The sequence below is a fragment of the Hanstruepera neustonica genome (assembly GCF_002895005.1).
GTDB classification, from domain to species: domain Bacteria; phylum Bacteroidota; class Bacteroidia; order Flavobacteriales; family Flavobacteriaceae; genus Hanstruepera; species Hanstruepera neustonica.
The window spans coordinates 308,571-332,030 of sequence record NZ_POWF01000002.1 but is presented as its reverse complement, the minus strand read 5'-3'; the positions used below and the strand labels follow the sequence as shown (position 1 = coordinate 332,030).

The following is a 23,460-nucleotide window of genomic DNA, read 5'->3' as shown; positions in this document are numbered from 1 at the left end:
GTCATTCCTGCGTAGGCAGGAATCTATTGAAAGCATAAACATTAAATAAAAAGATACCTGCTTTTGCAGGCATGCGTATGAAAGTAACAGAACACATAAAAAATGCCAACGGGAAAACGCAGTTTTCCTTTGAAATTTTACCACCATTAAAAGGGCAGCACATACAGTCCATTTTTGATAATATTGACCCGTTGATGGAGTTTAAACCACCATTTATTGATGTGACTTATCATCGAGAAGAGTATGTCTATAAAGAATTGGAGAATGGCTTATTAAAAAAGCAGGTCGTAAAAAAACGTCCAGGGACTGTTGGGATTTGTGCGGCCATTCAAAACAAATATGGTGTTGATGCTATCCCACATATTTTATGCGGTGGATTTACCAAGGAGGATACGGAGAATTTTTTAATTGATTTAGATTTTTTGGGCATTTATAATGTCATGGCCTTACGAGGTGATGCCGTAAAAACAGAAACCTATTTTAGACCTGAAAAAGAGGGTCATGCTTATGCCAGTGAATTGGTGAATCAAATTCAAGAATTGAATCAGGGGAATTATTTGGATGATGATTTACAGAATTCGTCCAAAACAAACTTTTGCATTGGTGTGGCTGCATACCCAGAAAAGCATGCTGAAGCACCTAGTTTGGAAAGTGATATTCATTTTTTAAAAAAGAAAATAAAAAAAGGGGCTGAATATATTGTAACCCAAATGTTTTTTGATAATGAAAAATATTTCAAGTTTGTTGAAAAATGCCGTAATGAGGGTATAGGCGTGCCCATTATACCAGGTTTAAAACCCATAGCAACCAAAAAACAATTGAACTTAATTCCGCATCGGTTTCATGTAGACTTGCCTGAAGCTTTAATTTTGGAGATTATAAAGTGTCAAGACAATACCCAAGTCGCTCAAGTGGGCATGGAATGGTGTATTCAACAATCTAAAGAACTTCAAAAAGCAGGTATCCCGGTATTGCATTATTACTCAATGGGTAAGAGTGATAATATTAGATCAATTGCCCAAGCCGTGTTTTAATAAAAGCGTGATGCTTTATAAAAATAGGTTTATAAAGTGTACTTTTGCGGAAAATATGTCAGGTAATGAAAACGTCTAAATTAGCCGAAGGGTTAAAAGGTTCAGAAATTATTAAAATTGCGGGAGAAGTTAATGCTCTAAAAGAACAAGGGGTAGTGGTGTATAACCAAACTATTGGTGATTTTGATCCTAATATTTTTCCTATTCCAAATGCCCTTAAGGAAGAGATTATAAAAGCTTATGGTAACAATCACACAAATTATCCTGCTGCCAATGGTATGGAATCGCTGCGTGTGAGTGTTGCTAATTATTTATCTGAAAATCTCCAATTAGATTATTCAAAAGACGAAATTTTAATATCTGGTGGCGCAAGGCCTTTAATTTATGCCATTTACCAGACGATACTAGATATTAACGATACCGTTTTGTATCCCGTTCCCTCTTGGAATAATGATGCCTACACATATTTGTCAAGAAACAATGCGGTGGTTGTTGAAACAAAAGCGGAAAATAAATTCATGCCAACAGTTGCTGATATTGAACCTCATATTGAGTCAGTGAATTTAATAGCACTGTGTTCACCGTTAAACCCAACTGGTACCACGTTTAATAAGGAAACACTGTTTGAAATATCTGAACTGGTTGTCAAGGAAAACAAACGCAGAACGGTAAATGATGAAAAACCATTATATGTGTTATACGATCAAATTTATTGGCAATTAACCTATGGAGAAACCGTTCACTATAATCCAGTAGAGTTGGTTCCTGAAATGAGAGCCTATACCATTTTTGTCGATGGAATCTCTAAAGCTTTTGCTGCTACAGGTGTTCGTGTAGGCTGGGCATTTGGACCAAGTCACGTTATCAATAAAATGAAAGCCATGCTCAGTCATATAGGTGCATGGTCACCTAAAGCGGAACAATTGGCAACAGCAACCTACCTGAAACAAGATGCTGAAGTCGCTGATTATCTTTCAAACATTAAATCGGAATTAAATGATCGTTTGGTGTCATTTTATAAGGGGTTTAGTGCGTTGCAGGACAAAGGATTTCCAGTAAAAGCCATAGAACCCGAAGCCGCTTTGTATTTGACTGTTCAGTTTGATTTGATTGGTAAAACAAATCAAGATGGTAGCCAATTGCATACCATTCAAGAAGTAACCAGTTATTTATTAAATGAAGCCAAGTTAGCAATCGTTCCCTTTTATGCATTTGGGGCATCGACAGATTCTAATTGGTTCAGATTATCAGTTGGAACAGCAAGAACGGAAGATATTGAAACCATTTTTGAGTTGTTGGAAGCTGCTTTGTTAAAATTAAGCTAATGACTGTTTAAGAATTTACATACATTTACGCCACAACTTTGTTCATGAGGCTTTATTTAGCGTTTTTTCTTTTTAGTTTTTGTTTATTGAGTTTTTCTCAAGAAAAACAGGCCAATTCTTACTTTGATATTAACTACTTTAAGGGTAATATCGCGCTTCATAACAACGATATACTGCATTTAATCAAAGGACATCCTGAAGGTTTTATTTTAAGTTGGAATAAAAAGACCTTTGGTAATCAAGATTGGGAACAACGCTATTGGTATCCCGATTATGGCGTATCATTTGCCTATCAAAATTTAAAAAATGACGTGTTAGGAAATAACTACTCATTGTATGCCCATTACAATTTTTATTTCTTGAAGCGTAACCTGATGTTACGAATTGGTCAAGGTCTAGCATATACTACCAATCCTTATGATAAGGTTGATAATCACAAAAATATAGCGTTTGGATCGCGATTATTAAGTAGTACGTATTTGATGCTTAATTATAAAAAGGAGCGCATTTTAGATAGGTTTGGATTGCAGGCAGGTGTGAGTTTAATTCACTATAGCAATGCCAATGTTAAGGCGCCAAATACCAGTGTTAATTCCATAACGTTCAATGTTGGTGTAACCTATAATTTGGATGAGGAAGATGCTGAATACATTAAAACCATCACTAAAGAAAAATTTACTGAGCGTATAAAGTATAATTTGGTATTTAGAAGTGGTGTGAATGAAAGTGATGTGGTAGGTAGTGGTCAGTTTCCATTTTATATTGTGTCGGCCTATGCTGATAAGCGATTGGGTTACAAAAGTGCTGTTCAATTAGGTGTCGATGCTTTTTTCTCGAAGTTTTTGGATGAATTAATATATTACCAATCGGTTGCCTTTCCAGAAGAGAATGTGTCTGGTGATGAAGATTATAAGCGTGTAGGTTTGTTTGCAGGGCATGAATTATTTATCAATAAAATGTCGGTGGTTACTCAATTGGGCTACTATGTGTATTACCCGTTCGATTTTGAAGGCAGAACTTATATTCGGGTTGGTTTGAAACGTTATTTTGGTGATAAATGGTTTGGTGCTTTGACTTTAAAATCTCATGGCGCTAAAGCCGAAGCCGTTGAATTTGGTGTTGGAATTCGATTATAAATGAAGAAACTAATTTACATATTATTCGTTTCGATGATAGTGTCTTGTAGCAAGGAGAATGCCAATGACTGTATTCAAAATGCCGGGAATATCATTCAGCAGGAGGTTCCGGTTTCAGAATTTGACAAGATTTTGGTTAATCGCGATGTGGAATTAATTGTGAAGGAAGCTTTCGACTATCAAGTTATTATTGAAACTGGTGAATACTTGTTGAATGATGTGGAAGCTCGCGTTGTAGATAATGAATTACAATTAATAGACCATAACACGTGTAATTATGTGCGTGAATATGGTATCACCAAAGTCTATGTGTCTGCACCCAATATTAGAACCATTAGAACGTCTTCACAATATACCGTAAAATCTGATGGTGTTTTAAATTACCAAACATTGAACCTGCTTTCGGAAGATTTTAATGCTACTCGTACCTTTACGGTTGGGGATTATAATTTACAGGTAAATACCAACAATTTGCGAATCGTATCGAATAATATTTCTTCTTTTTATATCTCTGGTGAAACCAATAATCTCACAGTTGAATTCTATTCGGGCGCTGGACGATTTGAAGGTGCTCATTTAATAGCTCAAAATGTGGAAGTATACCATCGCGGCAGTAATGATATGATTGTGAACCCGCAACAATCCTTGAGTGGCGAATTAGTTGGAACAGGCGATTTGATTTCGGTCAATAGACCACCAACAGTTGAGGTGGAGCAATTATATACTGGAAGGCTTATTTTTAATTAGCTGTTAACTCCCTAAACAAACTCTCCAAGCTGGCATTTTTTTGATTCAATTGAAGAATTTTTAACTGATTATCATGGGCAAAATCAAACACATGCGAGCGCATATCATCAGTTGTTGAAAAGGTGATTTCATAAACAAAGTCATGGGTGTTTTCAACCTGTTTCACTTTTGGAAGTTTTAATAAAAAGGCATCTTCCACACGATAGTCAAATTCCACAATAACCACTTGCTCCTTATCATCTCGTAATTCCTTGAGGGTTTTGTTGGCTACAATTTCACCCTTATTGATGATAATAACACGGTCGCACATAGCTTCCACCTCTTGCATGATATGAGTTGATAAGAATACCGTTTTTTCTTTACCAATGGATTTGATTAAGTTGCGTATATCCACCAATTGATTCGGGTCCAGACCCGTTGTAGGTTCATCAAGAATGAGCACATCAGGATTGTGTAACATGGCATTGGCGAGTCCAACACGTTGTCTGTAACCTTTGGATAGTTGCCCTATTTTTTTATGAGCTTCCGGCGTTAATCCGGTCAATTCAATGACTTCATCTATGCGTGTTTTGTTTACCCCATAAACTTGGGCATTGAACGCTAAATACTCTTTGACATATTGTTCCAGATATAATGGATTGTGTTCAGGCAAATAACCAACGCTTTGTTGTACTTGTTTTTTTTGAGCCGTAATATCAAAATCATTGACTTTGGCTTGACCCTCCGATGGTTCAATGTAGGTTGTCAAGATTTTCATCATCGTTGACTTACCAGCACCGTTAGGACCTAAAAACCCAACAATTTCAGGTTTTTTAACCTTAAACGTAACATGGTTCAAAGCTTTTTGTTCGCCATAAAGTTTGCTTATGTTTTCAACGGATATTGACATAGGTGTGAATTGTTTCTCAAAAATAGGATTTAATTCGATAAAAAAAGAATTCCGTTGAAATTGTCATTCCCGTGAAGGCGGGAATCCAAAATAATAGAATTTCTTTTTTAGAGCACTCAATTTAGAAATTCTATTATTGCCTTGTACTACGAAAACGATATAATTTTGAAAGATTTTAAAAATGATTTTGTTTTTTCATTTTATTGGTTACTTTAGCTATTCAGATTATGAAAACAAGCTCAAATTTTACATACTATAGCGGTTATTATTTCTTTTTTTACAGAAGAAACGAGACGTTATAGGTGTATTTTGAATAAACTATAAATATAAGTCTCGATGGAAATCGGGACTTTTTTTTTACATGATAAAATCGGTTGCCATACAAGGTATAAAAGGATCATTCCATCATATCGTTTCCAATCAATATTTTGGAAAGGAAGTTACCATTCAAGAATGTTTGACTTTTGATAGTGCGGTTCAAAGTTTGTTGACTGATGAAACAGATGCTGTGGTTATGGCATTAGAAAATTCAATTGCAGGCTCCATAATTCCTAACTATGCTTTGATTGATACACATAATTTGCATATTGTCGGTGAGCATTATTTGGATATTCAGCACTGTTTAATGGCATTGCCAAATCAATCTTTACAAGAAATTGAGGAAGTTCGTTCACACCCAATGGCACTGCTACAGTGTAAGGATTTTTTTAAGACCTACCCGCATATGAAACTTGTAGAAGATATTGATACAGCCGAAGTAGCTAAACGGATTGCAGATACTGAAGTCAAAAAAATAGCAGCTATTGGAAGCCAATTAGCTTCCGAACTATATGGTTTAGAGATAGTAGCCAAAAGTATTCAGACTATTAAACATAACGAAACGCGATTTGTTATAGTGAAACGAGAAAATCATGAAGTTGCTGAAAATCGTATAAATAAAGCATCACTGAAATTTGAGTTGGAACACAAAAGGGGGAGTTTGGCAGCTATGTTGAATGTGATGAGTGATTGTCATTTGAATTTAACCAAAATACAATCCCTGCCTAAAATTGAAACACCTTGGAAATATGCTTTTTTTATTGATGTTACTTTTGATGATTATAAACATTTTAAAAAAGCCAAGTCCATAATGACCATAATGACAGAACATTTTAAGGTATTGGGAGAATATATAAATGCGAAACCATGATTGAATTTGCAAATAGACTGGAATCAGTAGAGGAATACTATTTCTCAAGGAAGTTGCGCGAGGTCAATTTTTTAAAGGCTAACGGTAAACCAATTATTAACTTGGGTATTGGTAGTCCGGATTTGCAGCCACCTCAAAAAGTCATTTCGGCTTTGGTTGAAGGTTTGAATGATGAACAGGCGCATAAATATCAAAGTTATCAAGGCTTACCGGAACTGCGCGAGGCTATTGTGGCATTTTATCGTGATATGTTTGATGTGTATATGAGTCCTTCAACTGAAGTATTGCCGCTTATGGGAAGCAAAGAAGGGATTATGCACATCTCGATGGCTTTTTTAAATGAAGGTGATGGTGTGCTTATTCCAAATCCGGGTTATCCGACTTATACATCGGTGACTAAATTGGTTGGTGCCAAACCCATTTTTTATGAATTGGATGCTTCCAATAATTGGTTGCCCGACTTAGATGCTCTGGAAGAACAAGATTTGTCAAACGTCAAACTCATGTGGATAAGCTATCCCCATATGCCAACAGGAGCAAAGGCTAGTGAAGCTTTTTTTACACGATTGGTGGCTTTTGCAAAAAGGCATCAAATTTTACTTGTCAATGATAATCCGTATAGTTTTATCTTGAATGATTCACCAAAAAGTTTGTTTAGCATTTCGGGAGCCAAAGAGGTTTGTTTGGAGTTAAACTCATTAAGCAAAACCTTTAATATGGCTGGATGGCGCGTAGGAATGGTCTTGGGAAAATCCGAGTTCATTAATGCCATTTTAAAAGTTAAGAGCAATATGGATTCCGGGATGTTTTATGGTATTCAAAAAGGTGCTATAGAAGCTTTAAAGTGTACCAAACTATGGTATGTCAGTCTCAATAATGTCTATGAACAGCGACGTGAAATTGTTTGGAAAATAGCCGAAGCACTCAACTGTACTTATGACAAATATAGCTCAGGGATGTTTGTTTGGGCAAAATTACCGGCTTATGTAAAATCGGAAGAATTTATTGATGTGTTACTTAAGGACAAAAACATTTTTGTCGCTCCAGGTACCATCTTCGGTTCAAAAGGCGAAGGGTATATTCGTTTTTCACTGTGTGCTACTACGGATGATTTAGAAGAAGCATTAGCCAGAATATAAAAAAGTATGAAGAATATTTATATCATAGGAGTTGGTTTAATTGGTGGCAGTATTGCCAAAGATGTTAAAAAGCTCAATCCAGAAATTACCATTCATGGAATTGATAGTAATAACAGTCATCTGGAAGAAGCTTTGGAACTTGGAATCATTGACAAGAAAGCGGCGTTTAACGATTTAAAACAGGCCGATATTGTGATTGTGTCTATTCCAGTAGATGCTACGGTTGAAATGCTTCCGAAAATTTTAGATGCTGTTTCAGATGATGCCTTGGTAATGGAGTCCGGTTCCACAAAGTCAGCCATTTGTAACAGTGTTGCTAACCACCCCAAACGCCGAAATTTTTTAGCAACCCATCCCATTGCTGGAACGGAGTTTTCTGGGCCAAAAGCTGCTATGGAAGGTCTATTTCAGGGAAAAACCAACATTATCTGCGAAGTTGAAAAAACGGCATTCAAGTTACAGGAACGTGCATTGGCGATATTTAAAATTATGGGTATGCGTATTCGTTATATGAACCCTGAAGCCCATGACAAACATATTGCGTATGTGTCGCATTTATCACACATCAGTTCATTTATGCTTGGAAAAACAGTCATAGAAAAGGAAAAAAACGAACGGGATATTTTTGATTTGGCGGGCAGTGGTTTCGCTTCAACAGTTCGATTGGCAAAAAGTTCACCTGACATGTGGACACCTATTTTTAGACAAAATAAAACGAATGTTATTGAAACCTTGGAAGAGTATATTCAAAATTTGACTGCTTTTAAAGATTTTATGAAGCATGATGATTTTGATGAAATCTACAATGAAATGAGAAATACCAATCATATTAAGGATATATTAAACGGAATAAAATAAAGGAAAAAGACTATGGAAAACAAAAAGGAATTAAGGTCTTGGTTAGATGCATTTGGGTTGAATCATCCATTGGTCATAGCAGGTCCCTGTAGCGCAGAGACCGAAGAGCAGGTCTTAAAAATAGCGCATCAATTAAAAGATAGTGATGCTACGGTTTTACGAGCCGGTATCTGGAAACCCAGAACACGTCCAGGAAATTTTGAGGGTGTAGGTGCATTGGGACTTAAATGGTTGCAAAAAGCAAAAGAAGAAACGGGTATGCTCATTACCACGGAAGTGGCCAATGCGAATCATGTGGATTTGGCATTACAGCATGATGTGGATATTCTATGGATAGGTGCCAGAACGACTGTGAGCCCATTTATAGTTCAGGAAATTGCTGAAGCCTTAAAGGGGACGGATAAAACGGTATTGGTCAAGAATCCGGTTAATCCAGATTTGGCTTTATGGTTGGGAGCTGTCGAAAGATTTTATACAGCCAATGTCAAAAAATTAGGAGTTATCCATAGAGGGTTTTCAACCTACGAAAAAACCCGATATAGAAATAACCCAGAATGGCAATTACCTATTGATTTACAAAATCGTTTCCCAGATTTACCCCTTATTTTGGACCCTTCTCATATAGCTGGACGACGCGATATCATTTTCGATTTATGTCAAACGGCTCTAGATTTAAATTATGATGGTTTAATGGTAGAAACGCATTTTGATCCTGATAATGCTTGGAGTGATGCAGCACAGCAAATTACACCGAGCACACTTATTCAGTTTATGGACGACTTAAAAATCAGAAAGGAAACTGGTGAGGCGGCTGAATTCAAAAATAAGATAAACACACTTCGAACACAGATAGATGTTATAGATCATCAACTAATTGAAATACTTGGTAAGCGTATGAAGGTAGCCGATGACATTGGATCCCTTAAAAAAGTTCACAATGTGGCTGTTTTACAAACCAAACGTTGGAATGAAATTTTGGGTAAAATGATATTGCAGGGTGAAGAAAAGAATTTAAGTGAAGAATTTATATTAAGAGTTTTTAAAGCCGTTCACCAAGAATCTATCAATCATCAGGAGAAGATTATCAATGCTAATTAGAATTTTAGCATCTTTGTAGTAATGACAGGAACTGTTTATAAATCTACTGGAAGTTGGTACACCGTAAAAACAACATTGGGTGCAAGTTATCAATGCCGAATTAAAGGTAAGTTTAGGCTTAAAGGCATAAAAAGTACCAATCCTATTGCAGTTGGTGATGTTGTAGATTTTGAACTGGAAACCAAAAATGATGAAGTTACTGGTGTGATTGAATCCATTCACGACCGTGAAAACTACATCGTAAGAAAATCGGTAAACCTATCGAAACAAACCCACATCATTGCTGCCAATATTGATCAAGTATTTTTGTTGATTACCATTGACAATCCACCAACATTTACCAGCTTTATCGATCGCTTTTTGGTCACAGCTCAAGCTTATGACGTCAAAACGGTTTTACTGTTTAATAAAGTTGATTCCTATTACGGTGACACATTGGATGAGGTAAAATATTTGGCTCATGTTTATAGAAAGATTGGTTATGAGTGTATTGGTATTTCTGCCAAAACAGGAAAAAATATTGATAAAGTTAAAGCCTTGATGAAGGATAAGGTGAGTATGTTTGCTGGACACTCTGGTGTTGGAAAATCGACTTTAGTTAATGTTATTGAACCAACGCTGGATTTGAAAACCAAAGAAATATCCAATCAACATATGCAAGGTCAACATACCACAACGTTTGCTGAAATGTTTGATTTAAGTTTCGGAGCCAAGATAATTGATACTCCTGGTATCAAAGGCTTTGGAGTGGTGGATATGGATCGAGAAGAAGTTGGAGATTATTTTCCTGAATTTTTTGCGCTAAAACAGGACTGTAAGTTTAACAATTGTATTCACATTGATGAACCAAAATGTGCTGTAAAAGATGCCCTTGAAAATGGTGATATTGCGTATTCACGTTATCGTAGTTATATTCAAATACTCGAGGGTGAAGATGAAAACTATCGAACAGATAATTGGGATAATGAATCATTATGAAGGTAGTTATACAAAGAGTGTCAAAAGCCAGTGTTACGGTTGAAAATGTGAAAATAGCTGATATTCAAAACGGACTGTTGATATTGCTTGGTATTGTTGATGACGATACATTGGAAGACATTCAGTGGTTATCCAATAAGATTGTTAATATGCGCATTTTTCCTGATGCGAATGGTGTTATGAATAGATCAATTCTAGACGTGAATGGTGAAATTATTGTGGTTAGTCAGTTTACATTGCATGCTAGTACAAAAAAGGGAAACAGACCCAGTTACATCAAAGCCGCAAAACCTGAATTGGCTATTCCATTGTATGAGACTTTTATTAAACAACTAGAAACTGATTTTGGCAAAAAGGTGCAATCTGGTGAATTTGGTGCCGATATGAAAGTGGGATTGTTGAATGATGGACCAGTGACCATAATTGTTGATTCTAAAGATAAAATTTAAGTTATTTTTTTTACTTTCTGGCTTAATCTTTTGTAATTAATTATATTTTTATGGAATAATTTCCAGTAATGAGTTCTAGATTTTTCATTCTATTCATTTTATGTAGTTTCCCTTTTATCTTGTTTTCTCAAGATGAGGACGTATTCAATGCTTACAATATTCCATTGGATTTAAAAAATAAAGCTAATGCCGTAATTCGTTTCAATAGTGAAAAACTGGAAGTATCCGATTATAATGATGTCTATTATACGAATCGTAGAATTATTACTGTATTAAATGAATATGGTGATTCTAACGTGAGAGCTTTAGCAGGTTACAATAGTAACCGTATCATTAAAAAAATGGAATGTAGAATTTATGATGCAAATGGAAACCAAATAAAAAAAATTAAAGAAAAAGATTTTAATGATGTTAGTGCCGTTTCAGGAGGAACACTATATTCAGAAAACAGACAAAAATATTTAAATTACACACCTATCAGTTATCCATATACTGTGGACTTTGAATTAGAGGTGCAATTCAAATCAACGGCATTTTTGCCTGATTGGATGCCTATAGAAGGGTATTTTGTGAGTACCCAAGAATCGCATTATGAAGTTGTCAACACTTCAGGAGTAGATTTAAAAATTAAAACCTTAAATTTTGAAGATTATGAAATTGAAAAAATAGGTGACACATATTACAAAGCCACTCATTTAAGTTCACTAAAGCCAGAAGCCTATGCGCCGTCATTTAGGGCTTTTGCACCTCATTTACGATTAGCATTAGCGGAGTTTGAAATGGAAGGCGTGAGAGGAAGTAATAATGGCTGGAAAGGATTTGGAATGTGGGTAAATAATCAATTGCTTTCAAATACTTCCGAATTACCACAAAGTATTAAGGATGAAATTAAAATCCTCACAGCTAATTCAACAACAGACCTTGAAAAAGCAAGAATAGTCTATGAATATATGCAAAACAAAACACGCTATATTAGTGTTCAGGTTGGAATAGGAGGATGGAAACCTATGTATGCTTCAGATGTTGACAGATTGGGATATGGTGATTGTAAAGCACTCACAAATTATACAAAAGCCTTAATGCAGGAGGTCGGTTTAGAATCATACTATACTATTATCTATGGTGATAGAAATATTGTGAATGTAGATAAAGATTTTTCGGCTACCGAAGGTAATCACGCCATTTTATACTTACCTGTAGATGGCGAGGATATTTGGTTAGAATGCACTAGTCAAACAAACCCATTTGGACATATCGCTAGTTTTACTGATGACAGAGATGCTCTTGTAATAACACCTGATGGAGGCCAAGTTATGCATACTAGGGTATATAATGCAAATGATAATTTACTAAAAACTAATGCGCAAATTACATTAGATGAGGCTGGAAATATCAAGGCATCAGTTCAAATGACATCAACTGGCACGCAATACAGCACACATGAAAAGGTCTTAGGAAAAACGGATAAGGATAAGGATTTACATTTTAAGGAGTATTGGGATTATATTAATGGATTGACCATAGGTGATTGTGAAATAATTAATGATAAAACAAAGGTTCAGTTATCAGAAAACATTCATGTTGAAGCTTCTAATTATGCTTCAAAATCTGGCAATAGATTGCTATTTCAGCCAAATGCTTTTAATAGAGTTATGAATGCTCCACCTCGATATAATGACAGAAAGCATCCAGTCGAAGTTGATAGAGGTTTTTTAGATATTGATGAATTTGAAATAGCTATTCCAAATAATTTTGAGGTGGAATCTTTACAAGAAGATGTCAATATAAATAATCAATTTGGAGAATATACCTATTCAATAAAAGAAGTTGAACCCAATAAATTGATGTTTAAAAGAAAATTTCTTCTCAAAAAAGGGACTTATAATCAAGAACACTATCAGGATTTTAGAAAATTTTGGCTTGATATTATAAGGCACGATAAATCTAAAATAGCATTAAAACGAAAACAGTAAAAATTTAAAAATGAAATACACACTAACCATTCTTCTATTTATCACCATTCACATTAGTTTTGCCCAAAATTTCAAATTTGGAAAAGTTAGTAAAGAAGAACTTTCAGAAAAAGTACATCCGTTAGATTCTTCCGCACATGCAGCAGTTCTTTATAAAAGTTATAAGGTTTATTTTGATTATCGTGAAAATGAAGGTTTTGTTCAAGTCAATGAAATTACCGAAAGAATTAAAATTTATGATAAGGACGGTTATGATTATGCAACCCATCAAGTTAGGTTATATGATGAATCAGCTACAAAAAAGCAAGAATTAAAAGGCTTGAAAGCTTATACTTATTACTTGGATGGTGGGAAGGTTGAAAAAGATAAATTGAAAAACGAAAGTATTTTTGAGGAAAAGGTCAATGATTATTGGGCTACTACCAAATTTACTATGCCTAGTATTAATGACGGTGTTGTAATTGAGTATGAATATCGTATTGAGTCCCCATTTTATGGCATAGAGGATATTATTCTTCAATATAACGTACCAATTAATGTATTGGAGGTTGATGTTAGAACACCTGAATACTTTGTATTCAATAAATTGCTGAATCCCAAATCAACTTTTTATCCAAATTTGGAAGAAAATTCAGTTTCAAGAACAGAAATTAGAAAGGGAAGTCGATCCGATTTTGAGCAAGCAGGTGTAAATAGATCTTCTGCCGATTGGCAATTTCAAGAAAATATAGTTATGATTAACGCCAACAATGTGCCAGCGTTAAAATTAGAACCCTATACTGACAACATTAATAATTACAGAGCAAAATTAATAATGGAGTATGCCTATTTCAAGGGGCCGAATGGACAGTCAGAAATCTATGCGACGGATTGGGATCAAGTAGTTAAAAGAATATATGATAGTGAGAGTTTTGGAGGTCAACTTCAAAAAACCAATTATTTTGAAGATGATTTGAATGCTATTTTACAAGGAGTTAGTGACCCCATGGAAAAGGCTTTTAAAATATACAGCTTTGTAAAGAGTAAGGTTAAACAAAATGACTTTGTTGGTTATTCTTCAGATCAAGGTGTGAAACAAGCTTACAAAACTGGTGAAGGCAATGTGGCGGATATTAATTTGATGTTGGTTGCTATGCTACGATATGCAGGGCTTAATGCGAATCCTGTATTGTTGAGTACACGCAGTAATGGTATCCCTATTGTTGCCACTAGAAAGGGATTTAATTATGTTATTGCCGCAATTGAGGTGCCAGATGGATTGATAATGTTGGATGCAACCGATGCTAATGCAACAGCCAATATCTTGCCAACGCATACATTAAATTGGCAAGGAAGAATTGTTAGGGAACATGGTAGTTCGGCTTGGGTTAATTTATTACCTAGTATGAGTTCAAAGGAAATTACTTCTATTAATGCAAAATTGAATACTGATTTATCTGTGGATGGAAAAGTAAGAACATTATTTTCAAATTATTTAGCCTATAACTTTAGAGATGATTATAAAGGGTTAGATGAGGAGTCTCACATAGCACGTTTGGAAAAAAATAAGGGTAACATTGAAATTTCAAATCTGGAATTTACAAATCAGTATGAGGTTGAAAAACCAATAACCTATTCATATGATTACCACGTGGAAAATGAAGTGGAAGAAATTGGAGATAAATTGTATTTCTCACCAATGTTATTTTTTACGCCAAAGGAGAATATATTTAAACAAGAAAATAGATCTTATCCGATTGATTTCATTTTTCCAATTTCAGAAAAATATACGGTCAACGTTATGTTGCCAGAAGGTTATGTTGTTGAAAGTTTACCTGAAAGTTCAAAAATTGAATTTAATGGTAGAGAAGGCGAATTCTCATATTTAGCACGCGAAAATGGTAGTATGTTGCAATTTTCTATAAATTTAGACCTTAACAAATCACTAATTTTAACGAATGAATACAAGCAATTCAAGAAGTTTTTTGAATTTGTAATAGAAAAAGAAACAGAAAAAGTTGTGTTGAAAAAAGGGTAACATGAATTTACAAAACGCACAGAAAATAGTTGACAATTGGATACAAGAACATGGTGTTCGTTATTTCAATGAACTCACTAATATGGCGCAACTTACGGAAGAGGTTGGTGAAGTTGCACGCATTATAGCGAGACGTTATGGAGAACAAAGTGAAAAAGAAAGTGACAAGGATAAGGATCTTGGCGAAGAATTGGCTGATGTTGTTTTTGTAGTATTGTGTTTGGCCAATCAGACAGGTATTGATTTGCAAGCGGCTTTTGACAAAAAGATGGCAAAAAAAACCAAAAGAGATCACGATAGGCACCACAATAATGATAAGCTAAAAAAATAATGGATATTACACTCCATCAATCGGCATTATCAAATCAATCATCTCCAATTGTCATTACAGGCTCAAAAAGTGAATCCAATAGATTACTGTTGTTACAAGCGCTTTTCCCTAATTTAAACATAACCAACTTATCGCATTCAGATGATTCTGAAGTCATGCAAAGAGCGCTCCAAAGCGATTTAAAGACAATTGATGTTCATCATGCTGGCACCGCTATGCGCTTTCTTACTGCGTATTACGCTGTTCAAATAGGAAAGGAAATTACCTTAACGGGATCTTCAAGAATGCAGGAACGTCCTATAGAAATTTTAGTTGATGCTTTAAAGGATCTAGGAGCCGATATGGGTTATTTAGGGAAGAAAGGATATCCACCATTGAGAATCAAAGGAAAAATACTTTCAAAATCTGAAGTGGTTTTAAAAGCCGATGTTAGCAGCCAATATATATCGGCATTGCTACTTATCGCTCCGAAACTTCAAAATGGTTTAAAATTGATTTTGGAAGGCAACATCACTTCCAAGCCTTACATAAATATGACACTGAGTTTATTGAATCAAATTGGAATTGAAACCAGTTTTGAAGGACAGGTTATCCAAGTACAACATCAAGATGAAATCAATAATCAAACCATTGTGGTGGAAAGCGATTGGTCTTCGGCTTCGTATTTTTATAGTTTAGCGGCGTTAAGTCCCATAGGGACAACGATTACGTTAGTCTCATTTAATGAACAAAGTATTCAAGGTGATACGGTTTTAAAGGAAATCTACAAGGATTTTGGGGTAAATTCCATTTTTAAAGATGGCAGATTGACGCTGCAAAAAATCAATGAGCCTTTAAAAACTCATTTCGAGTGTCATTTGGTAAACGCACCTGATATAGCGCAAACCATTGCTGTTACTTCTTTTGGACTCGGATTGTCATGTGAGCTAACAGGATTACACACTCTTAAAATAAAGGAGACTGATAGATTACAGGCTCTCAAAACCGAGCTAGAAAAGTTAGGAGGAACAGTCCATATTTCTAATGATAGCCTAAAGTTAGAAGTATGTAATACCATAACGAAAGCTGTTTCCATTGACACCTATAATGATCATAGAATGGCCATGGCCTTTGCGCCACTTTGCCTTAAAACAGATATCGTAATTAACGATTTTGAAGTGGTTTCCAAATCGTACCCTAGTTTTTGGGATGATCTAAAAACACTTGGGATCAAAGTATCTCAATAATAATTGGTTAAATACTTGACAACCCCTACTTTCAGATTGTATATTTGCACCTTTTACAAAAAACAAACACAAATTTTAATTAAATAACAGCAAATGAAATTATCACACTTTAATTTTAATCTGCCAGATGAATTGTTGGCCGAATACCCTTCTGAAAACAGGGATGAAGCACGATTAATGGTTCTTAATAGAAAAGATGAATCTATCGAACACAAATACTTCAAAGATTTAATTGATTATTTTGATGAGGATGACGTGATGATTTTAAACAACACCAAGGTATTTCCTGCTAGACTTTATGGTAATAAGGAAAAAACTGGAGCTAGAATTGAAGTGTTTTTGTTACGCGAGTTAAATGAGGAACAGCGTCTATGGGATGTTTTGGTTGATCCAGCTAGAAAGATTAGAATTGGTAATAAGTTATACTTTGGTGATGATGAAACGTTAGTAGCTGAAGTTATTGACAATACAACCTCCAGAGGACGTACCCTACGTTTTTTATATGATGGATCGTACAGGGATTTTAGAATGAAATTAAACGAGTTGGGTCAGACACCATTACCAAAATATATAAAACGTGATGTAGAGCCAGAAGATGAAGAACGTTACCAAACGATTTTCGCAAAAAATGAAGGTGCGGTTGCTGCTCCCACAGCTGGCTTACACTTTTCAAAGCACTTATTAAAACGTTTGGAAATTAAAGGAGTCAATTTTGCAGAAGTAACTCTTCATGTGGGATTAGGTACTTTTAACCCTGTTGAAGTTGAGGATTTATCCAAACATAAAATGGATAGTGAAGAGATTATTATTAATAAGCCAGCAGTTGATACTATAAACAAGGGTATCAAAAATAAAAAACGTGTATGTGCTGTAGGAACTACCGTAATGCGTGCTATTGAAAGTTCGGTGTCATCTAGTGGTACTTTGAATGAATTTGAAGGATGGTCCAACAAGTTTATTTTTCCACCCTACGATTTTAGTATAGCCAATTGCATGATAACCAATTTCCATACACCAAAATCAACACTATTAATGATGGCATCTGCTTTTGCAGGACATGATTTTATTAAAAGAGCTTATGATGAAGCCGTAAAAGAAAAGTACAAATTTTACAGTTATGGTGATGCCATGTTAATTTTATAAATTATATAAGGCCTTGTTTTTACAAGGCTTTTTTAATGATACTAATATTTTTGCAACTACATGCAGACTCAAAAAAGAGACATACGAGCACTGACTAAAGAGCAATTAAGAGATTTCTTTGTAGCGGAAGGTGATAAAGCCTTCCGTGGCAATCAAGTTTATGAATGGCTTTGGCAAAAGTCTGCGCATTCTTTTGATGATATGACCAATATATCAAAAGAAACCAGAGCTATGTTGGAAGCGAATTTTGTGATCAATCACATTAAGGTTGATTCTATGCAAAAAAGTAGTGATGGAACCATTAAGAATGCGGTTAAATTGCATGATGGGTTGATTGTTGAATCGGTTTTGATTCCTACAAAAAGTAGAACAACAGCCTGTGTGTCAAGTCAAGTGGGTTGTAGTTTGGATTGTAAGTTTTGTGCCACGGCTAGGTTAAAGCGTATGCGAAACTTAAACCCTGACGAAATTGTAGATCAGGTTGTAGCCATCGACAAGGAAAGCCGATTATATTATAACAGACCATTGAGTAACATTGTATTTATGGGGATGGGTGAACCACTTATGAATTACAACAATGTTTTGAAAGCCATTGATAAGATTACATCACCTGAAGGTTTAGGGATGTCACCAAAACGTATTGTGGTTTCAACTTCAGGTGTGCCAAAAATGATTAAAAAAATGGCCGATGATGAGGTTAAATTCAAATTAGCCGTATCATTGCATTCTGCAATAGATGAGGTCCGAACATCAATCATGCCGTTTAACGAAACATTTCCGCTGAAGGACTTGAGGGAAGCTCTAGAGTACTGGTATGCTAAAACCAAAAATAGAATTACTTATGAGTATGTGGTTTGGAAAGGCATTAATGATCAACAAAAAGACATCAAAGCATTGGTGGATTTTTGCAAATTTGCACCCAGTAAGGTAAATTTAATTGAGTACAACCCTATTGATGACGGCGTTTTTCAACAGGCCAATTCCGAAGCTATCGACCGTTACGTTTCCGTTTTAGAACAAAACAACATTACGGTTACCGTCAGACGATCACGAGGTAAGGACATAGATGCTGCCTGTGGCCAATTAGCTAATAAAAGTTAAAAAAAGCGACTATATTTAGTCGCTTTTTTGTGTAAAATTATTGAATGACAATCTTTTTCCGTTCAACGGCATTAGAATCGGCACTTCTTACTTCTACAATGTAAATTCCAGAAGCTAAATTACTGGCATTAATTTCCTTTGATTCCACGTGGGTTTCTCCATTAATCAATTGTTTTCCCGTAAGAGATAAAATACGATAATTGGCATTGCCTGTTAATTTAGAAATAGTTACAATTTTATCTTTACAACTGATGTCACAAAACACTTGTGAGGAAAATTTATCTACGCTCAAAGTTTGCCCTGCGCTAATTGGTTCTCCAGCTACAGAGTTATAAGCATAATCTTTGATGGTGTATCCATCCGTACCGGGAGATAGACCTGCATCAAGTCTTGCCCAACCATAATGTGTGTTTGCACCAATATTAAATCGTAGTCCAAGATATTTATCAGTAACAGCACACCATTGGCTGCTAGAATAATTACAGCTATTGTAGTTCATGGTTTTATAGTAGCCATTTCCAGATAACCAATCGGTTAATCCGGCACTAATATTATCACCATTGTCAAGAGCAAATGGGTAATCGTATGTGCTGTCAATCCCTAAAATAGCTGCGCTACTCGGGATAGGTGCCGCAAACAAGTTGTTACCCGTTTGATTAATCACAAACTCACTATTACCATCATTATCCATATCTAAAAGATATTGCACACCTACACCACCGTCATCTGGGTCAATGTCGGTATAGACTATTTGCCCGTTAGCATCGGCAACACCTGTAATGGCAGCTGTCAATGCTCCATATTGGGCTAATCTTTTAGTTAAAGATTTTGGAGTAGTTTTTTTCATGTTTTTTGTATTTCAATGTTACACAATGTTTTAAATATACTAATTTTTTGGTAAAAATTTAATCAACACCTATAATTAATGTACTTGCCTATGAATTAACACGTTTCTAATCTAGTTTCAATTATGTATCTTTTTATGGAAAATTTGCATATCAATCATAACTTTTGTTCATTTAACCAATACCTTAATTTTCATGAATGAATAATAATAAAAAACCATTTGATATTCGTGTTGAAGGTTCTTTAGGAATCTTGGCATATGGTGATATTGGGCTGCGTGAGTGGCGCAAAGTAAAAAAGAACGATAAAAATAGAGATGAAATAGATGAAGAAGAATAAAGTTCTGTTGATTGGTTGGGATGCGGCTGATTGGGAAATTATTGGCCCTTTATTGGCAAAAGGACAAATGCCATCGCTAAAAGAATTAATAGACAAAGGGGTGTATGGTAACATGAGTACTATGAACCCGCCATATTCTCCTATGCTTTGGTCTAGTGTAGCCACAGGAAAAACTCCCGACAAACACGGGATTCTTGGCTTTATTGAGGTTCATCCAAACAAAAAAAGTATTCGTCCAGTTACCGTAAATTCAAGAAAATGTAGAGCACTATGGAATATTTTGCATAACCAAGGTTATAAGAGTAATTTGGTTGGATGGTGGCCAAGTTTTCCTGCAGAACCAATTAACGGTACAGTTGTTTCTGACCGTTTTCAAAAAGTTAAATCTGACCCTAAAGAAAGAAATCCAATCATAGAAGGTACTATTCATCCATCAGAGTTTACAAAAACGATTCGAGACCTTCGCATGTTTCCTTATGAAATAACCGAAGCACATATTTTACCCTTTATTCCAAAAGCCAATGAAATAAACCAAGAAGTAGACAAGGGATTACAATCTTTTGCCAAAATAATGGCAGAAAATACATCTATACATGCAGCGGCTACCTACATCGCTAGAAATTCTGATTGGAACTTCATGGGTGTTTATTTTGATTTGATTGATCATTTTTGTCATGCTTTTATGAAGTTTCACCCACCAAAGCAGCCAGAAATTCCTCAAAAGATTTTTGAAATATATAAAGGCGCTGTTGAAGGCGCTTATCGTTTTCAAGATATGATGTTAGGACGTATGATGGAATTAGTTGATGAGGAAACAACCATTATTGTCATGTCTGATCACGGATATGAATCAGGTCATAAACGTATTCTTAAAATGCCTAAATATCCGGCTGCACCTGCTTTGGAACATCGGCAATTTGGAATTTTTGTAGCAGCGGGTCCCAATATTAAGAAAAACGAAAAAGTATTTGGATTAGGATTGATTGATGTTGCTCCAACAATTCTTCACATGTTTGATTTGCCCATTGGAAAAGATATGGATGGAAAACCAGCTTTGGATATTTTTGAAAATCCAAAAGAACCTAGCTTTATTGATAGTTGGGAAAGTGTTGATGGAGATTTTGGAGAACATCCAAAAACTAACAATCAAGATATTTTTGACGAAGAAGAAACGATTGAGCAATTGGTTGATTTGGGATATATTGAGAGACCAGATGAGAATATTGAAATAGCAGTTTTAAAAACAAAAAGTGATTTGAAGCATAATTTAGCAAGGGTACATCTTGGTAAAAAGAATTATGATCAAGCAAAACAACTTTTATTCGAACTTATTAGTGCCAAATATCCTGTTTATGATGAAGATGCTTTTCAAGGAAAAAATAAGGAATCACTTAAAAAGCAAGGTTATAAAGTTGGTGATTCGGTTGTAAATATAATACCATATTATATGGACCTTCTCAATATAAGTTTAGCCGAAAAGGAATTTGACAAAGCAAGACTGTATTTTAATGAATTAAAGCGACGGGATAAGAAAAATGAAATAGGTTTGGATCTTGCGGAATCTAAAATTTTATATGGTGAGAACAAGCCTTTTGAGGCTTTGAATATTTTGCTGAATAAAAAGAAGAATAAACCAAGTTCCGAAATTTGGTATCAAATAGGTAAGATTTACAGAGGGTTAAGTCGTTTTGAAGAGGCCAGAGACTCCTTTGTAAAAGCATTGGAAATTGAAGTAGATAAAGCCAAATTACATCAAGCACTGGCTGAAACTCTTATTAGATTGGGAGAATATGAAGAGGCTGCTGAACATGCGTTAACAAGTATTGAATTAGTCAAATATTATCCTGAAGCACATTATACTTTGGGTGAGGCACTGGAGAAATTAGGTGATTTGGAAAATGCAAAAATTGCTTATAACATGGCGTCAAAACTTAAACCTAAAGCGCATGATAGAGCTGAATTGGCGATTGAAAACATTCAAGGTAAATTGGAACAAAAAGATAAGTTAAAAAATAGGCCAATCAAAAATCAAATTACAATTGTTTCAGGACTGCCACGCTCTGGAACATCGCTTATGATGCAAATGATGAAAGCTGGAGGAATTGAGCCTTTAACGGATTCAAAAAGAGTATCAGATATTTCAAACCCCAAAGGATATTATGAATATGAACCTGTTATGTCTTTACACAAGGATAATACCTGGCTTGAATTGGCACAAAATAAAGTTTTAAAAGTAGTTGCACCACTTTTAAAATTTCTCAATCCAAAATACCGTTATAAAATAATCTTTATGAATAGGGATTTATCTGAGGTATTGAAATCACAACAAAAGATGATTGGTAAGGATCCTGAGACTTTGCCAACAAAGCTTTTTGAAAGTTATTTAAATCATTTACAACAAGTTGAGGTTTGGAAAGAGAAAGAACCTGGAGTCGAACTTATTTATATCGACTATCAAGATGTTTTAAATAACACCAAAGAAACTGTCACTAAAATTGAAGCCTTTGTTGGAACCCAATTGAATACAGATGCAATGATTAACTGTGTTGACAAAACATTGTATCGAACCAAGGTTTAGTTTATAATAATATAGCATTTAATAAGCTTTTTTAGTAGGTTTGTTAAACCAATTATAGTCTTTCATTTTTTTTGAAAATTGTAGAACAAATAAAGCAACCAGTTGCATTTGAGATGGAGCTCTTCGAGCAGAAATTTCAACTGTCAATGTCTTCAAAAGTTGCCTTACTCAATCGAATTACGCATTACATAGTCAATAGAAAAGGCAAACAAATGCGACCCATGTTTGTTTTTTTGGTGGCCAAAATGGTTGCTAATGGTGAAATTAGCGAGCGCACATATCGAGGCGCATCGGTTATAGAGCTTATTCACACTGCTACATTAGTTCATGACGATGTGGTTGACGATAGTAACAGACGTCGTGGATTTTTTTCCATTAATGCCTTATGGAAGAATAAGATTGCCGTTTTGGTTGGGGACTATTTACTATCAAAAGGACTATTGCTCTCAATCGACAATAATGATTTTGACTTATTGAAGATTATTTCCATCGCAGTTCGGGAAATGAGCGAAGGCGAGTTGCTACAAATAGAAAAAGCCAGAAAGCTAGACATTACTGAAGAAGTCTATTACGAAATTATTCGTCAAAAAACGGCTACCTTAATTGCTGCTTGCTGTAGTCTGGGTGCGGCTTCTGTGAAACCAGATTCGCAGGATATTGAAAAAATGAGGTGCTTTGGTGAGCTCATAGGGATGGCCTTTCAGATTAAGGATGACCTATTTGATTACGGTGAGGAAAAGATTGGAAAGCCTACAGGGATTGATATTAAGGAGCAGAAAATGACATTGCCTTTAATTTATGTTTTGAATAATGTGCCAAAAAAAGATAAAAGCTGGCTTATAAATTCAATCAAAAATCATAATAAAGATAAAAAAAGGGTCAAGGAAGTTATTGCATTTGTTAAGCAAAATAATGGACTAGAGTATGCCATCAACAAGATGAAAGCGTTTCAGGCTGAAGCATTAAATATACTCAAGACCTACCCAGAATCTACTTACAGGTCATCTTTAGAATTAATGGTCAATTACGTGATCGAACGTAAAAAATAATTTTTTTTCATAGTC

At 35.1% G+C, this 23,460-nt stretch carries 21 protein-coding genes; 19 read left to right on the top strand and 2 right to left on the bottom strand.

What is annotated here, in order from left to right; translation table 11 throughout:
• The first annotated feature begins 77 nt into the window (after positions 1–77).
• From metF to C1T31_RS06240, 4 genes are all read left to right on the top strand, one after another.
• On the top strand, positions 78–1,034 hold the full coding sequence (metF, locus tag C1T31_RS06255; protein ID WP_103051768.1) for a methylenetetrahydrofolate reductase [NAD(P)H]: 957 nt from the start codon (positions 78–80) through the stop codon (positions 1,032–1,034).
• 65 nt (positions 1,035–1,099) lie between these two features.
• Positions 1,100–2,359 (top strand): pyridoxal phosphate-dependent aminotransferase, encoded by a 1,260-nt coding sequence (locus tag C1T31_RS06250; RefSeq protein WP_103051618.1) that lies wholly within the window; start codon positions 1,100–1,102, stop codon positions 2,357–2,359.
• Between the two features lie 44 nt (positions 2,360–2,403).
• Complete coding sequence (locus C1T31_RS06245) at positions 2,404–3,495, top strand: acyloxyacyl hydrolase (protein ID WP_103051617.1); 1,092 nt, start codon at positions 2,404–2,406, stop codon at positions 3,493–3,495.
• Positions 3,496–4,242, top strand: coding sequence for a head GIN domain-containing protein (locus C1T31_RS06240; RefSeq protein ID WP_103051616.1), 747 nt, complete (start codon positions 3,496–3,498; stop codon positions 4,240–4,242).
• On the opposite strand, the gene gldA is transcribed toward C1T31_RS06240, so the two are convergent.
• On the bottom strand, positions 4,235–5,131 hold the full coding sequence (gene gldA / locus C1T31_RS06235) for a gliding motility-associated ABC transporter ATP-binding subunit GldA (RefSeq protein WP_103051615.1): 897 nt from the start codon (positions 5,129–5,131) through the stop codon (positions 4,235–4,237). The genes C1T31_RS06240 and gldA overlap by 8 nt on opposite strands.
• Before the next feature lie 361 nt (positions 5,132–5,492).
• Here gldA and C1T31_RS06230 point away from each other — a divergent pair, with 361 nt between their 5' ends.
• The 12 genes from C1T31_RS06230 (at position 5,493) to rlmN (ending at position 18,633) form a co-directional block, all read left to right on the top strand.
• Positions 5,493–6,320 (top strand): prephenate dehydratase, encoded by an 828-nt coding sequence (locus C1T31_RS06230; protein WP_103051614.1) that lies wholly within the window; start codon positions 5,493–5,495, stop codon positions 6,318–6,320.
• Complete coding sequence (locus C1T31_RS06225; protein WP_103051613.1) at positions 6,317–7,459, top strand: pyridoxal phosphate-dependent aminotransferase; 1,143 nt, start codon at positions 6,317–6,319, stop codon at positions 7,457–7,459. The genes C1T31_RS06230 and C1T31_RS06225 overlap by 4 nt, the downstream gene beginning before the upstream one ends.
• 6 nt (positions 7,460–7,465) lie before the next feature.
• Positions 7,466–8,317, top strand: coding sequence for a prephenate dehydrogenase (locus C1T31_RS06220; RefSeq protein ID WP_103051612.1), 852 nt, complete (start codon positions 7,466–7,468; stop codon positions 8,315–8,317).
• Positions 8,318–8,329: 12 nt separating this feature from the next.
• On the top strand, positions 8,330–9,415 hold the full coding sequence (locus tag C1T31_RS06215) for a bifunctional 3-deoxy-7-phosphoheptulonate synthase/chorismate mutase type II (protein ID WP_103051611.1): 1,086 nt from the start codon (positions 8,330–8,332) through the stop codon (positions 9,413–9,415).
• A gap of 21 nt (positions 9,416–9,436) precedes the next feature.
• Positions 9,437–10,393, top strand: a complete 957-nt coding sequence (rsgA, locus tag C1T31_RS06210; RefSeq protein WP_103051610.1) for a ribosome small subunit-dependent GTPase A — start codon at positions 9,437–9,439, stop codon at positions 10,391–10,393.
• Positions 10,390–10,842 carry a D-aminoacyl-tRNA deacylase gene (gene dtd, locus C1T31_RS06205; RefSeq protein ID WP_103051609.1) on the top strand — a complete coding sequence of 151 codons (453 nt, stop codon included), beginning with the start codon at positions 10,390–10,392 and terminating at the stop codon, positions 10,840–10,842. Before rsgA ends, dtd begins: the two co-directional genes overlap by 4 nt.
• 68 nt (positions 10,843–10,910) lie before the next feature.
• On the top strand, positions 10,911–12,815 hold the full coding sequence (locus C1T31_RS06200) for a DUF3857 domain-containing protein (protein WP_103051608.1): 1,905 nt from the start codon (positions 10,911–10,913) through the stop codon (positions 12,813–12,815).
• A 10-nt stretch (positions 12,816–12,825) separates the two neighbouring features.
• On the top strand, positions 12,826–14,832 hold the full coding sequence (locus tag C1T31_RS06195; RefSeq protein ID WP_103051607.1) for a transglutaminase domain-containing protein: 2,007 nt from the start codon (positions 12,826–12,828) through the stop codon (positions 14,830–14,832).
• 1 nt (position 14,833) lies between these two features.
• Positions 14,834–15,163: a nucleotide pyrophosphohydrolase gene (locus C1T31_RS06190; RefSeq protein WP_103051606.1), complete on the top strand. Its 330-nt coding sequence runs from the start codon at positions 14,834–14,836 to the stop codon at positions 15,161–15,163.
• Positions 15,163–16,389, top strand: coding sequence for a 3-phosphoshikimate 1-carboxyvinyltransferase (locus tag C1T31_RS06185; RefSeq protein WP_103051605.1), 1,227 nt, complete (start codon positions 15,163–15,165; stop codon positions 16,387–16,389). The genes C1T31_RS06190 and C1T31_RS06185 overlap by 1 nt, the downstream gene beginning before the upstream one ends.
• 93 nt (positions 16,390–16,482) lie before the next feature.
• Positions 16,483–17,532, top strand: coding sequence for a tRNA preQ1(34) S-adenosylmethionine ribosyltransferase-isomerase QueA (gene queA / locus C1T31_RS06180; protein WP_103051604.1), 1,050 nt, complete (start codon positions 16,483–16,485; stop codon positions 17,530–17,532).
• A 60-nt stretch (positions 17,533–17,592) separates the two neighbouring features.
• On the top strand, positions 17,593–18,633 hold the full coding sequence (gene rlmN, locus C1T31_RS06175; RefSeq protein WP_103051603.1) for a 23S rRNA (adenine(2503)-C(2))-methyltransferase RlmN: 1,041 nt from the start codon (positions 17,593–17,595) through the stop codon (positions 18,631–18,633).
• Between the two features lie 37 nt (positions 18,634–18,670).
• On the opposite strand, the gene C1T31_RS06170 is transcribed toward rlmN, so the two are convergent.
• Positions 18,671–19,480, bottom strand: a complete 810-nt coding sequence (locus C1T31_RS06170; protein ID WP_103051602.1) for a T9SS type A sorting domain-containing protein — start codon at positions 19,478–19,480, stop codon at positions 18,671–18,673.
• A 197-nt stretch (positions 19,481–19,677) separates the two neighbouring features.
• On the opposite strand from C1T31_RS06170, the gene C1T31_RS14040 reads away from it, so the two are divergent.
• The 3 genes from C1T31_RS14040 to C1T31_RS06160 all read left to right on the top strand — a co-directional run bounded on the left by C1T31_RS14040 (position 19,678) and on the right by C1T31_RS06160 (position 23,445).
• A complete protein-coding gene (locus tag C1T31_RS14040) occupies positions 19,678–19,818 on the top strand; it encodes a hypothetical protein (RefSeq protein WP_165780076.1) in 141 nt (46 codons plus the stop codon).
• Complete coding sequence (locus tag C1T31_RS06165; RefSeq protein ID WP_103051601.1) at positions 19,805–22,396, top strand: alkaline phosphatase family protein; 2,592 nt, start codon at positions 19,805–19,807, stop codon at positions 22,394–22,396. Before C1T31_RS14040 ends, C1T31_RS06165 begins: the two co-directional genes overlap by 14 nt.
• Before the next feature lie 71 nt (positions 22,397–22,467).
• Complete coding sequence (locus C1T31_RS06160) at positions 22,468–23,445, top strand: polyprenyl synthetase family protein (RefSeq protein ID WP_103051600.1); 978 nt, start codon at positions 22,468–22,470, stop codon at positions 23,443–23,445.
• The last annotated feature ends 15 nt before the right edge of the window (positions 23,446–23,460 follow it).